The sequence below is a fragment of the Helicobacter labacensis genome, assembly GCF_003660285.1.
In the GTDB taxonomy this organism is placed as follows: domain Bacteria; phylum Campylobacterota; class Campylobacteria; order Campylobacterales; family Helicobacteraceae; genus Helicobacter; species Helicobacter labacensis.
The window spans coordinates 37,196-51,250 of sequence record NZ_QXQQ01000009.1; the positions used below are offsets into that span (position 1 = coordinate 37,196).

At 46.3% G+C, this 14,055-nt stretch carries 10 protein-coding genes and 1 pseudogene; 4 read left to right on the forward strand and 7 right to left on the reverse strand.

The window, feature by feature from the left end; genetic code table 11:
• Positions 1-160: 160 nt before the first annotated feature.
• The 7 genes from EAO33_RS04180 to EAO33_RS04210 are packed head-to-tail and all read right to left on the reverse strand — an operon-like array spanning position 161 to position 9,989.
• Entirely contained in the window at positions 161-1,024 is an 864-nt protein-coding gene (locus EAO33_RS04180) for a nucleoside 5-triphosphatase RdgB (dHAPTP, dITP,XTP-specific) (protein ID WP_120945278.1), read from the reverse strand.
• Positions 1,011-4,265 (reverse strand): hypothetical protein, encoded by a 3,255-nt coding sequence (locus EAO33_RS04185; RefSeq protein ID WP_120945280.1) that lies wholly within the window; start codon positions 4,263-4,265, stop codon positions 1,011-1,013. The genes EAO33_RS04180 and EAO33_RS04185 overlap by 14 nt, the downstream gene beginning before the upstream one ends.
• 16 nt (positions 4,266-4,281) lie before the next feature.
• Positions 4,282-5,832: a protein hydE gene (locus EAO33_RS04190; RefSeq protein ID WP_235853050.1), complete on the reverse strand. Its 1,551-nt coding sequence runs from the start codon at positions 5,830-5,832 to the stop codon at positions 4,282-4,284.
• Positions 5,832-6,374 (reverse strand): HyaD/HybD family hydrogenase maturation endopeptidase, encoded by a 543-nt coding sequence (locus EAO33_RS04195; protein WP_120945284.1) that lies wholly within the window; start codon positions 6,372-6,374, stop codon positions 5,832-5,834. Before EAO33_RS04195 ends, EAO33_RS04190 begins: the two co-directional genes overlap by 1 nt.
• A gap of 1 nt (position 6,375) precedes the next feature.
• Positions 6,376-7,059, reverse strand: coding sequence for a Ni/Fe-hydrogenase, b-type cytochrome subunit (gene cybH, locus EAO33_RS04200; protein WP_120945286.1), 684 nt, complete (start codon positions 7,057-7,059; stop codon positions 6,376-6,378).
• Positions 7,043-8,818 carry a nickel-dependent hydrogenase large subunit gene (locus EAO33_RS04205; protein ID WP_120945288.1) on the reverse strand — a complete coding sequence of 592 codons (1,776 nt, stop codon included), beginning with the start codon at positions 8,816-8,818 and terminating at the stop codon, positions 7,043-7,045. The genes cybH and EAO33_RS04205 overlap by 17 nt, the downstream gene beginning before the upstream one ends.
• Positions 8,811-9,989, reverse strand: coding sequence for a hydrogenase small subunit (locus EAO33_RS04210; RefSeq protein WP_120945290.1), 1,179 nt, complete (start codon positions 9,987-9,989; stop codon positions 8,811-8,813). Before EAO33_RS04210 ends, EAO33_RS04205 begins: the two co-directional genes overlap by 8 nt.
• A 549-nt stretch (positions 9,990-10,538) precedes the next feature.
• Between EAO33_RS04210 and EAO33_RS04215 the strand changes: the two genes are divergently transcribed.
• The 4 genes and pseudogenes from EAO33_RS04215 to EAO33_RS04235 all read left to right on the forward strand — a co-directional run.
• Entirely contained in the window at positions 10,539-11,600 is a 1,062-nt protein-coding gene (locus tag EAO33_RS04215; RefSeq protein WP_120945292.1) for a DNA cytosine methyltransferase, read from the forward strand.
• Positions 11,601-12,356 (forward strand): restriction endonuclease, encoded by a 756-nt coding sequence (locus EAO33_RS04220; protein WP_120945294.1) that lies wholly within the window; start codon positions 11,601-11,603, stop codon positions 12,354-12,356.
• A gap of 633 nt (positions 12,357-12,989) precedes the next feature.
• A pseudogene (locus EAO33_RS09905) lies at positions 12,990-13,172 on the forward strand (hypothetical protein); the annotation flags it as partial.
• Between the two features lie 296 nt (positions 13,173-13,468).
• Positions 13,469-14,055, forward strand: a 587-nt coding sequence (locus EAO33_RS04235; protein ID WP_120945296.1) for an IS607 family transposase, incomplete at its 3' end; no start/stop codon positions are given.

Below are 14,055 nucleotides of genomic sequence, written 5' to 3' on the forward strand. Positions count from 1 at the left end.
CATCCCTAGCACATCCTATTACACAAATATCCCATACAAATAGTATTCCAATGCACCCAGCAAGCCAAAGCCACCAAGCGCACGCACCGCTTGTTTTTATCTTTAGCCGAGGATTTTATACCCTCCTAGAAGACTCTTAGCACCAAAGCCTAGAGGACAATCAGGTTAGCCTCCGCACTTTGGGGGCAATTTGTGTTGCAAGGTTTATTAAGCTCTCTTGCAACGCGCTATAAAGCTCTTTGTAATGCGCATCTGTAGCTTTGCTTGGGGGGTTGAGTTTGCCCTTAGCATTGCGCCCAGCAAAAAACTCTTTGATGTCATAAAAACTCGCATTAGGCTTAGAGCCCTCTTGTGCGTGGTAATAGGCATAGAGCTTTTTGCCCGCTTGCAACACCACTTGAGCACTGGGGCTAAAAGTGGAGCAGGGCAAGCCTTGAGGGGCATTATCTTTAAAAAGCCCTCTTGTGGGAGCAAAAGCTACGCTTTTGCCTGCCAAAAACTCTAGCAAGGTGTGGTGCGTGTAGCGCGCTTTAGGATTGACTTCACCCTCTTTAAAGGGGATGAAGTGGTTAGCTCCTAGCGCGCAAGAAATGCGGTTTTGGGAGTGAAACAACATAAAGACCAAGCAATCGCCTAAAAAGTCGCTATCACTCTGCCACGAGTCATCATAGGGGGCGTAAAATTGATCGCGATCGTTGATCCATGTGGGTTTAATACAATGGCGCACGGAGAAATACACGCTTAAGGGGAGGAGGTTTTGAGGGGTAATAATAATAATATGCCCTTTACCGGTCTCATTGCCAATCCACACTTTATTGTAATTTTGAAAATCTGGCGCATCCGTGTTTAAATACCCTAAAATAGGCTCTTTGCTCTCTCTGTAAGCGCGCACCCACTCATTAATACTGGCTACCCCCTCTAGGGCTTTAAACGCCTTGACCCCCAAAAAGTTAGCCTTAGAGTCGTAGATGTCTAGGATGATGGATATAACTCTTCTCGTGCCTCTTACACTAACGCCCCTCATTTTCCTTAAACCAATTACGCTGGCTAGTGGGCTTACTCAAACTACGACACAGACTATCTAGGGAGCTCAAGGGGCGCACTTGCCAAAGACTTAAAACCACGCATGGCGTCCCCCTAATGCTTATCATCCTATACCTGTCTAAATAGGTTTTCAAAGTAGCCACATCGTAATTTTGCTTGGCAAACATAGCCACGCATTGTGCTTGGGTGCTGGAGCGCAGGTATTCAGGGTGCAAGCATGCGCTAGGGTGTTTAGGTAAGTAAAATACGCTGTCCTCAGCGTTTTGATCCATTAAAACCACCTCCAAACCCTCTAAGAATTGGGCGATACGCTGGAGGGCAAAAAACTTTAGATCACTAAACCTTAGATCGCCCGATGGGCTTGGTTGCTTCAAGAATCTAGCAAGACTTGCGCTAGAGAGGTCTAAGGGATCAGTTTCTCTTACTTGACACCCTAAAGAGTTGGACTCTTTAAAAGCTGTGGCTAAATCCCAACTTAGTAGTTTCGTGGGGATTTTGCGCACCATCTGGTAGGTTAGCAAAGCGATTTTATAATCTTGATAAAGTGCGTAGGCGCGTTTGCCATTGTAGCTGTTTTCTTCAAATTTATGCGGATCGATAAGGGGGGCTAAAATATGCGCCCATTGCGCTTGGGGTCTATCTGTGGCACGATGGGCAAGGAAGCTCACATATTCAGAGGCATCATAGACAGATAACAGAGGTTGGTAACGCAGGGGTTTGTAGAGAAAGTCAAGCACACGCACCAAGTTTTGGGCAATCTCTTGGGTAGAGAGGGGGTTTTGCTGGCACGGGCTAGAGTTGCCCTCCAAAAGAGCAAAGAGAAAGACGATCGCTTGGGTTTGCATGTGTTTTTTTAAGACGATAGCTTCGCCTTCCCTAACCTGTTTTAAGTTGGTGCCATCGCTGTATTTGTCGTATTTCTCTAGTTTAGTTTTAAAGTGCGCAAATAGGGGCAGGGATTCTAGGGCATTTTGGGCTTGTTGTTCTAAGCTGGAGAGGAGGGGTTTTAAAAATGAGGTATGATCTTGCCTGCAGGGGGCATTTTGCAGGGCATGTCGAATTTGGGTGTGCATAGAATCTAGGTTTTGTAAGAACACAGCGGGCAAAGTGAGCTCTTTGGGCGGGGTGTAGAGTGCCCAATCTTGCAGGGCAAGGCATGCGGGCTCTTTGGAGTCAAAACCGCTTAATTGTTCTTGAGCGTTCAAATACAAGCAAGGGCTATTGCCTATGCTCAAGAGTCTAACACTTCTTATGTAATCCTTAAAATAGAGGGGGTTAAAACTCTGGGCTTTAAAGATATGCTGGCAATTTTGCACGCTCTGTGCGCTTAGGTATTGGGGAGCAAAGCAGGGGGTGGGATTAGCGCGCAAACGCTCTCCTGAGATAAGTTCAGGTCTTCGGATACTATCTATATAAAACTCTTGGTTATACAAAAACGCTTCTACGCGTCTTTGGGCGTGCAAATCCCATAATTGAAAGACTTCTTGGGTGTGTGTATCCATACTCTTAAGCCATTGGCTAGCTAAATCCCATTGGAGATCGTCCCACTCTATACAATAGTCGGCAGAGTTACGATTGCAAGGCTTGGGGACTATTCTTTGGTGTAAAGCCAATTTTTGGGCTAAACCCATGCCCCTTAAATCTTGAGGATAGCCCCTAGAGGCGATGTCAGGGATGGGATTGCAAGGATTTTTGCAGGGTCTAGCTTGCAGGGGCTTAGAAACTTGCAAGGCCTTTAAATACAAGCTAAGATCAAGTCCTTGCTTTTTAGCTTGGAGCAAAGAGGGGTAGATCAAATCTAGCATGTGTAAATAATCTTGCGCAATAAAGGTGGCGGGGCGTATGATGCGGTGCAGATCATTACTCGTTTCATTGGCTTTGCGCATATAAGCTTGCAAGAGAGTTAAAAGCTGGGATTGCGTGTAATCTAGCAGGTGATCCCACTCTTTGCCTTTGAGGGGGGCTAGTAGGGGGGTGGCTTGGATAATGGCTTGTAGGTGTTGGCTTAGGGCGGGCTTGATCTGTGCAAAGGTGATTTTCTTTTCACCATAATTATTATGAGCATTAAAAGCCTGTATGAGAAAATCTTGGGCGTTTTGAAAGGCTTGCACCAAACCTTTAGGCAAAGGCGCGCTGACATTAGGAGGGTTGTCCTTGAGGATTTGGCAAAGGGGTTCTTTGGAGGGGAAGGTTTGGATCGTGTTTTGTGGGGTGAGATAGAGACAGGGTTGCTTGAAGGCAATAAAGCGGAAATTATGGAAAAAATCTTGCACCATTTTGGGCAAGCTATATTCGAGCATGGGACTCATCTCCCAATTCACTTCAGTGATCCCCTCTAGGCGTGCATGGATAGCAAAGAGATAGGCATGGCTTAAAGATCGCATCGTGGATAAAGACAGACCTAAAGGCTGATTGATTTCAGAATAATAACTATCTCTCTCGTATTCGCCTAAGCTCCAGTAGGTATCTGTAGATCCATACCACCACCAATTTTCTGCAATAAAAAGATACGCCCGAGTGCTGAATTGCAAAGCTTGCAAATGCGCGATAAAAGTGCCCTTTTGGGGCGCATCTACTTTATTTTTCTCTAAATACGCGTCCAAATCGTTTAAAAAAGCGGGCATATCAGACTTTTCGCCTAAAAAGCGCAAATATTCCTTTAAATCTAAGCTCTGTTTGAACGCCTGTATCAGCAGGGGATAGACCACCTCCAAACTGGTAGAAAAATTTTCTAAAAAGGTTTCTGTGTGGAGGGGTTGGATTTGAGGATCTCCAATCATCGTGTAAAAACTAGGATCTTCATAGCAATTCATGTTGGGCAACTTGTAGCGCATGAGCGCAATCACATGCAAAACCTCAAAACTTCTAATCTCTTGGGCGAGGGGTGGGGGCAACTCCGCTTGGATGGCTTTGATAGTGGGGAGCGCATCTACCATTTTGCTAGCTAGATTAATCCAAGTGGGGGCATGCTTTTTAACCATATCCACGGAGTAGATGTCTGGATCAAAGCCCTTAGGGCATAACATCCCCTTAGTGGTTTCTTGAAACGCCCCTAACATGGAATGATAAAGCTCTTGTGAGGCGTTTAAAAACACGCCTTTATCTAAACTCCATTTAGGGGACTGGGGAGGGCTAGCAGGGGTGCGCGTGATGAGCCATATACCTAGCACAAAGGCTAGTAATAACAATGCCAAAAGCGCGCGTGTCAGGGTTTTATGCATGAGGAGAGATGAAATCTTAGGATTGTGCTGCTTGCTCGCATGTGCTTTTTGTGTGGTAATCCATATACTTTAAAGGGAAGACTTGGGCGCATTCTTTGGGGAAGTGTTGCAAACACAGATCTAAAAAAACTTTTTCTAAAAAGACATCGCCACACAGATAGACTTTATCTAGGTTAAATTTAATATGCGCTTCATAAATCACATTGCCTAAAAACTCCGCTAAAGAATCCAAAATCCCAAAGCCCATAGTGGGCGCGTCCGTGCCTCCTAGCGTGTAACTGAGCGCGCTTCTGAGTGTGGGGGTGGGGTTGAGATTGGGGGGGTCTTTGGTGAGCTTGAAGTCAATATGAGGACCCTTAGGGCGCAAGAAAGCCTTAGCGTGGGTAAAAAGCGCGCGCGTGTCATGCGTGCTACTTAGCCCTAAGAGCTGGGCTAATCCGGCTAAAAAGTCTAGCAAATTCGCACTAGAGGTAGAGATGGGGGGTTCTTGCTCCAAGCGCGCGCATAACTCCGGGTAGGCTTTTTGGTAGTTAGCATAGAGTTTGCGCCCCTTAGCATTGCTTTGGACCTGCTTGATGAGCGCGCTAGGGCAAGTTGGCAAACTAAGGCGCATAAGCTCCTTATAATTCTCATCATACACCCAAAAACAGCTAGGACGCTCAAAACTCAAATACAAAAGCAAATGGGGTTCTTTGGGGGCTTCTTGGCTGACAAATTCTAAAGTGGGGCTCATTTGGGTGCGTGTGTGGGGCAATAAAAGCCCATTTTTAGCCACGCTAAAAGTGCGCTCAGAGACACTAGCCAGCGCGCAGGTGTAGCTTAAATCGCTTTGATCGCTCTGGCTATCTTGGCAGAAGAGATAAGAAATGTCTTTTTTGAGCAAGTGGCGTGCCAAGAGGGCTAGCCCAAAATCATAGGGCAGACACGCACAAATTTCTAAACTCTTAAACTCTGAGACAAACACCTCTTTAAGCGTGGCGATGATGCTGGGCTTTTCAAAGGTGCATAGGGCTTGCGCGCCTTTGGTGTCCATGCGCGTTAGAGAAAGCACACTGGCTAAGTCTAAAAATAAAACCTTAGCCCCCTCTATGTATTTGCAAGAGAGGGTTTTAAGCCCCCTAGAAGTCTGCACGCTAAGAGCCCCCCCCTCTTGCAAGATACGCCCCATGTCCTCTAAGGCGGTTTGCACTTGAGCAGGGGTAGCGCATTCTTGATTGTGGTAGATAAAGGCACTAAGATAGGGCTCTATGCTCCCCTGCTCTAAAGCCTTGCTCTCTTCTAGCACACCAATGGGCGCGCAAGCCCTGTCTTGATTTTGCCACTCTACACCCTCTTGGCTAATGCGCACGCCCCCAAAGCGCAAGCTCAAAGAGAGGGGGAGGCGATCGCTTAAAATTTGGGCAAAATCCTTAGCTTGCTCTGGAGTTGCCTCTATATAGAAATGTTCTAAAGAAGTAGCATAGGACAAGTTAAGCGCATGGGCATGGTGGGCTAGAAAATCCATAAACAACGCGCTCACGCGCGCGCCAAACTCCCCTACCAACTCAAAATCAAACACAAAAACCATCACAAAGCCTTCTTATAAGAGTGGTGCGCGATCTCTTGTAAATCCTGCGCTTGGGCTTTGAGGGTGGCGCGCACGCCCCACTCAGATAAGAGTTTAAGCGCGTGTTCTTTGGCGTGCTGTGCGCCCTCCAACATGCCAACACTGAGCTCAAAGGTTGTTTGCTCTTGCACAATGGAGGGCACAAGCCCAATAATGCTAGTAGGGGGCAAATCGCCCATTAAGGCGGTGAGTCTTAGGGTTTGTAACATCTCCACCTCATGCGCGCTCCCTGCCCAAGTGATTTGCGGGGGGATATTTTCAAATTCAAAGCAAAACACTTCGCCCACGCGCGCGCCTACTACACTCACACAATCCAAAATCAAGAGGCGATCGTATTGCACAATCCAAGGGATCAAGGCTTGGGCGAGCGTGCCCCCGTCCATAAACTCCAATTTATGCGGATAGCTAAAGTCGTAATTATGGGCTAATTGGTGGCATAAATGCACCCCCACGCCCTCATCGCCTAGCAAGATATTGCCCACCCCCAGCACCAAAATATCCACGCTAGCCTTTCAAATAACGCCGTCCGCTGATCATCACATCCGCGCCCCCATCGGGGAATTTGAGCGAATGGAAGACCACCATGTAAATGTGCACCGGGATAAATAAGCAGATCCCCCAAGTGGCTAGGTGGTGGATGTAGCGCACATTAGAAAGCCCCCCGCAAAGCACTTCAAACCACTTAAAATAGGGTTCTAAAAATCCCCCCAATCCGCGGTGGTAGACATTGTAGTAAAGCACGATCCCGCTCAAGGCAATGATAATGAGCAACATGCACAAAGAAAAGTAAGCCACAAACTGCAAGGGGTTATAAACCCCCTTGATCTCAGGGCGATTGCCCACAAGAAAATAAACCTTGAGTTGCCTAATCCACGCATGGGTGCTAAAAACCCCCTTAACAGACACGCGCTCCGCACGGCTTTTTTTGTCAAAGAAAAAGAGATAAGCCCGAAACAAAGATATGGCAATCAAAATAAAGCCTAGCATGGCATGCGCGCTGCGGATATAGGCTTGCAAAAAATACATGCTATGGTAGACGCTTGAGCGGGGCTCTAAAAAGGGGTAGGCGATGTAAAAGCCCGTGAGCATCAAAGCAAAGATTGCCAACGCGCGCACCCAGTGGAACAAGCGCACCCAACCTGAATATTCTTTATGGGGGTGGTAGTAGGCACTATTGGGGGTAAGCATCGCACACCTCCTCTTTTTTAGCCCTATCAAAGCGCGCAAAACTAGGATCCACTCTAAACTCCCCAAAATCGCGCCCCTTGATGTCCATCACATGCACCGAGCAGGCAATACAGGGATCAAAAGAGTGAATGGTGCGGATGATCTCTAAGGGCTGGGTCAAGTCAGCTAGCTTTGTGCCAATCAAACTCATCTCATAAGGTCCTCCCTGCCCCTTTTCATCGCGCGCCCCGGCATTCCAAGTAGAGGGCACAACCGCTTGGTAATTCTCCACCACCCCGTTTTTAATGCGCACCCAGTGGCTTAACATCCCTCTTGGCACTTGCCCGATGTAGCGTCCCTTATACTCCTTATTTTTGTCAATCTCATAGGGCGCGCAGGTGCTTTGATCGGATTTGAGGTTTTCAATTAAAGATTGCAGGGTGGTCAAACCATTTTCTACTAAGATTTTAGCCTCCAAACAGCGCGCGGCTGTGCGCCCTAAGGTGCTAAAGATCGCCTCTATGGGTAGCCCCGTGTCTTTTAAAAACTGGGTGGCAACTTTAGTGGTGTGGGGGTTTTTAGCCGCCAAACCCACAGCTAAAGAGGCTAAAGGTCCTACCTCCATGGGCATGCCATTGTAGCGCGGGGCTTTGATCCAAGAGTATTTGCCCTGCGTGTCTAGCACCTTGCTAGGCTCTAACTTGCCACTTAAGCCTACACTCTGCCCATCTTTAAAGCCGGTGTAATGGGGCGTGGTTTGCCCATCATAGGGATGTAACTGCGCCTCTTTTGTGCTGTATTGGTACCAAGAGTGTGTAACATCTTCTTTGATCCAATCCTCATTAATGGGGTGCAAAGTGGAGAGATCGCCATTGAGCACCACGCCTGAGCTCAATAAATATTTGCCCCGGCTGAGCAAAATCTCTTCATGGGCGATGAAGTTTTTCACCCCACAACCATGCAAAACGCTCTGTTCATCTTTAAACATTTTAGCTGCCATCACTAGATCCGGATAATACGCGCGCTCCACAAAGTTTTTCACGGTCTCAAACTTGCTTTTCCACTCGGCTAAACGGGTCGGATCGAGCACATCTCTTACAGAGGTGATCCCTCCCACAGTCAAACTTTGGGGGTGGGGTTGTTTGGCTCCAAAGATGGCTGTCATCTTTGCTGCCTCCCTTTGGATGGCTAAGAGATTGAGGTAGTGCGAGAGCACGATCAAATTTTGCTCCGGGCTCAAGTGGTAGGTTTTATGCCCATAATAGCCATTGGCAAAGGGACCTAGCGCGCCCTGTTTGGCAAAGTCGCCCACGCGTTTTTGCACCGCCTTGAGCGCGTCCTCACCCGTGTCCAAAGGGTAATCGCAATATTTAAAGGCAATTTGGCTTGCTTTTTTAGGATCGGCTTTGAGCGCGCTTAACAGATCGCACCAATCTAGCCCATGCAAAGTGTAGAAATGCACCACATGGTCATGCAAAATCAGCGCGATATTCATCAAAGATCGCACCAATTGGGCGTTTAAGGGGGGGGTGATCCCTAGCGCGTCCTCCACCGCGCTAATGCCTGCCTTGTAATGCGAATAAGTGCATACCCCACAGATTCTCTGCGCGATAAAGCCCGCATCGCGCGGATCGCGATGCTTAATAATGGTCTCTAGCCCCCTAAAGAGGGTAGAGGAAGAGTGCGCGTCCGTGATGACATTATTTTCATCCACCACCACCTCAATGCGCAAATGCCCCTCAATGCGGGTGATGGGATCCACAATGATTTTTTTAGGCATGGGCATCTCCTTGATCATCTTTTTTCAGCCCGGCTAAAAGCGCGTGCATGGCAATGCCAATCCCAGCCGCACTTAGGGCGATCACCCCTACGCTATCTGCTACTCTGTCCGCTCCTGCCCCCCCAAAAGCACTTGTGATAGGCACAATGAGGCGGTTAGAAATAGGCTCTTCAAAGGGGCTCATGGTGTCCCAAAAATTAGGCTCAGAGCACCCAATGCAACCATGCCCGGCTTGGATGGGCCAGCTGGTGTGGGAGTTAAAGCGCAGGGTGGAGCAATTATTAAAGGTATAAGGTCCTTTACAGCCCACTTTGTAAAGACAAAAGCCCTCTTTGGCGTTTTCATCCCCAAAATGTTGCACAAATTCGCCCGCATCAAAATGCCCGCGTCTCTCGCATAGATCATGGATTCTGCGCCCATATGCCCAAGTGGGGCGGTTGTAAGCATCTAAGCGGGGCAGTGCATCAAACATCAAAAAGTAGATGATATTGCCCACGATGTTTTTTTCACTAGGGGGGCAGCCGGGCACATTGATAATGGGCTGGGAGATGATTTTACTTAGAGCCTGCGCGTTAGAGGGGTTGGGGTAAGCTGCCTGCACGCCTCCAAAGCTTGAGCATGTCCCAATGGCAAAGATGGCTTTGGCATGTTTGGCGGCATGGATACACTCTTGTGCGCCCGTGCGCCCTTGTGCGCCCATGGTTAAAAAGTATTCTGTGCCCTGAGGGATCCCCCCCTCTACCATTAAAATGTAATTGCCCTTGTGCTTTTCAATCGCCTGTTCTAAACTCAAATCCGCTTGGTGTCCGCTAGCCACCATGATGGTTTCATGGTATTCTAAATTGATGTAATCAAAGATGATACTATCAATGCTAGGGTCTTCACTTCTAAGCAAGCTCTCACTACAGCCCGTGCATTCAGCCATGTGCAACCAAATCACAGGCAAGCGGTTAGCCATCTCCACAGCTTGGGCGACAAGGGGGGTAAAGCTAGCGGGCAGGGCTAAAGTCGCGCTCATCGTCCCCACCCATTTCATAAAGTCGCGCCGATCCACGCCTTTTTTTTCTAGCTCTGTGTGGATATTTTTGTCCGCATTGTGCGCGCGCAAACCCTTTAGGGCTTCAAGCCGTTTTGAGATTTGATCAAAAAGGACATTGTTGTCATCTGCCATGCTAATCCTTGCTCGATAGAGTTTCTTATTTTAGCCTAATTGTGATTTACCAACGATTTAAATAGCCTATTGCGCTATTTGGTTAAAATACGCGGTGATTTTAAAGCAAGGTTGCTTATGGACTATCCCTCATTCTAGCTATCCACTTTATTTAGATTGCGCGTAAAACTCCGTCCTTTAGGGCGGAGATGTAAGCGCACACTAAGGAAAGAAAGGCTACCCTCGCAATAGGTAAGTGAGATTAGTAAAAACCCGATATGGCAGAGTTGGATACGCTCATTCTAGCCATTAAAACGAGCATAATGACGGGTTACTCGCTAATCTCCGCCCATGCTAATGGGTCTGTAAGTCTTTTGGGAACTGAAACTAGCCTTGCGGACTATAAACAGCAAAGCCTTTCGAGCTTAAGAAACGCTAGTTTCTGTTAGTTAGGAAGCTCCTCCCTTTAAGGAGGGGCGATTCACCTTCAGGCATCTAGAGCAAGTTAGGCTATATCCATCAAGGGATCATTGTATTATTGCGCTGATTTGAATAATTTAGGGGTTGGTTGTGCCATTTAGAGTTGCTGATGTGTTTTGTGGGGCTGGGGGTTTAAGTTATGGTTTTAAGCAGAATCCTTTATTTAATTTAGTGTTAGCCCTTGATTGCGATATAGATGCCATCGCTAGCTATAAAAGCAATCATCCAACGACCCATGCGATTTGTAAAACAATCGATGCTTTAAATCAAGAAGAGTGTTTGCATTACGCTCCCATTGATATTTTATTGGGCGGACCGCCATGCCAAAGTTATTCAACACTAGGTAAAAGACAAATGGATGCGCGCGCCCATTTATTTCAAGAATATTTTCGGGTTTTAGACATGATGCGCCCTAAAATTTTTCTTTTTGAAAATGTTATGGGCTTACTCTCTATGCAAAAAGGACAACTCTTTCGTGCGATCTGTGATGCTTTTAGACAGATGGGCTATCAAATCTACTCTAGCATCCTCAATGCTCTTCATTTTGGAGTCCCCCAAATTAGGCAAAGGGTTATTATTGTAGGCGTGCGCCACGATTATAAAAAAACCTTTATCTTCCCAAAGCCCACACACCCTAAAGATTTCATCAGCCTTAAATTAGCTCTAGATGATTTGCCATGTATTAAGAGCGGAGAGAATGGCGATCATTTGGGCTATAGATATCCTGCCAACAATCCTTTTTTAGAGTTTGTGCGTGATAGTGGTGTTTTGTGTGAGCATTCTAGTCCTAAAAATAACCCCAAGCTTATCCAAATCATGGAGAGTTTACAAGACGGACAAGACAAGAGAGATTTACCCCCGGTACTCCGTCCTAAATCGGGTTACGCCAACACCTACGCGAAGATGTACTGGGAGCAACCCGCCCCCACTATTACAAGAAATTTTGCAACCCCGAGCAGCTCAAGGTGTATTCACCCTAGAGATTCACGGGCTCTAAGCATTAGAGAGGGAGCAAGGCTACAAAGTTTCCCTGATAGTTATATTTTCTGTGGCAGTGCCGGCTCTAAGAGATTACAAATTGGCAATGCTGTCCCTCCGCTTTTGAGTGTATCTTTAGCACATGCCATTGGAGATTATTTAAGGGAGTTGTAAATGTTTAATAGCACAGATTTTAAAAAATACCGCGCATGCTTAGGCTTTCAATCACAACAACACTTTAAAGCCTTTTTGAGTGCTAAGGATATCAAGCCACAAGTGGATTTTGCTTACATTGAGCTTCTCAACATGAGACTTTGTGAAATTTTTAGCAAGCTCAACACAATTTATTATAAACCCCACAACATGGAGCTTTTTTTACAAGATTCGCTGTTTAAGGTTTATGAAACAATCAAAGAACAAGGCATTTTAGAAAAACTCAACAATCAAGGCAGACGCAAAGAAGAGGTGTATTTTAGCTGGATGCGGGGGTTTTTAATTTGTGCGTTTTTCAAAGAGGCGTTGGTAGCTATTTTTGATGTCCCTTTAGACAAAATCCAAAATATCGGCGGAGACGATTTTTCTAATATTGATGTGTTTAAGCGGACACCTAGAGCGGATTTGCAAATCGGCACAACAAGGCTAGAAATCCAAAGTGGTTTTCAAGGGATCAATGACATTAAGGCGCACAAGGTGTGGGAGGCTAAACGGGTTTTCAAACAAGAAGGGCAAGAAACGCTTGTCATGCACATTGACATGTTTAATGGACAAGTAGCACTTGTGGATATTTCTCAGATTCAAGATAACCATATTAATTGGATTGTCCGGCCACAAATGGAGGGGCAAATGGTCTTTAATATCGGGCAAAACTCCTTTAAGTGGTTACTCAATACCCCGCCTCCCAATCTCTCTACCATGCTAGCCCAAGACTAGCAAGCATTAAAACCTACTTTTTCGCCATGTTGCGGATATATTGATCCGCTAAATACAAGCCATGCCCGCTTTCATCCATGACTTGATTTTTATCAAGTGCCTGTAAAATTGTGCGCGCTAGTCCCATCCATAGTACCCTTAAATGAAGTTACAAGCGCAATAGGCGAACTGCTCAATGAGATTTATAGCAAAACATCACCCAGTGGTGCAAGAGTATCCGCAAAGACTTTTTTGAAGCCCTGCAAAGCAAAGTAGGCGATGCCAATTTAGACCCTGATGCGATCTCTAGCAGTGTGCAGAGCGTGATTAATGGGATTGTCTTACCGGATTTTTTTATGATAGCTGCTTGCCAAAAGAGTTCAAGCGAGGCGGGCAGTTGATAGAAGCATTTCCCTAGAAGCAAAGACCCAAGTTAAGGAGACCCCCCTTGCGGGGAAGCATTCGGCACGAATGCCAAAACCGGCACGAATGCCAACACAACAAGAATTACAAAACGCTAGGGGGTTAAGCCCCCAACAAGAAAACTTAATCTACAATGGCACGCCTTGTTTCTTAGACATGGGTGGCTCCTTGTCGGGAATGTCTCCCCTTTCGGGCGAGGAAACGCTACGCGTTTCTTCCCTTAAAATCGCAGGTCCTATTTTAGCCAGTTTCTCTAAGCTCAAATACCTAAACTCCTCTAATTTTAAAACCTTTAGAGCGCATTTTAAGGCGCGCTTTTTGGGGGGCTTTATGTGCCCGGGCAACACCTTTGACAATGTTAAGGGGAGCTTTCCTATCGGCTTTTTGGTGTGGGACTTGGGCGCGCAAGGCTAGCTTTAGTTGCAAGCAAGAAAAAGCCATTATAATGCGCCTTAAGGACATGGTAACTCTTTTTAGACCACATCTGGAGAATTAGACTTTTGGGCTAAGGGAGCAAAGCGTTGCTTTGCCTGGGGTTAGTGGGCGAGCCCCCGGAGAGGAGGCTACCATGCAGAAACTGGTAATAGTGCTAGTGATCATGCTCGTGCTGGTTTCACGGGCAACCAACAGCAACTTAAACCCTATAAAATTCTATAATTCTCTATAAAAAATTTATATATTCTTAAGTTTGTTCATGCTAGCATGTTGTCATGAACAACTTGTTATCCATAGGACAAGCCAGCAAGGTTTTAGGTGTCAGTATCCAAACTTTGAGAAATTGGGAGAAAAAAGGCTTACTAAAACCCGACAACTACACAAAAGGCGGGGAGCGCAGGTATAAACTTGAGAGCCTTAAAGGCATTAATAAAAACCTTGTTTTTCACAATGATAACCGCAAGACCATCGCTTATGCCCGTGTTTCTAGTGCTGACCAAAGGGAGGATTTAATTAGACAAGTGCAAGTATTAGAGTTGTATTGTTCTAAACTAGGCTTTAACTACGAGGTGATACAAGACTTAGGCTCGGGTATGAATTACTACAAGAAAGGTTTAACAAAACTTCTTAACCTTATCCTAGAAAGCCAAGTAAAAAGACTTGTGATTACCCACAAAGACCGCTTGTTACGCTTTGGTGCAGAGCTTGTATTTGCCATCTGTGAGGCTAAAGAAGTAGAAGTGATTATCATTAATCAAGGCGGTGAAAATGTCCGCTTTGAAGAGGAGTTAGCCAAAGATGTCTTAGAAATCATCGCTGTTTTTTCGGCAAGACTTTATGGCGCACGCTCTAAGAAAAACAA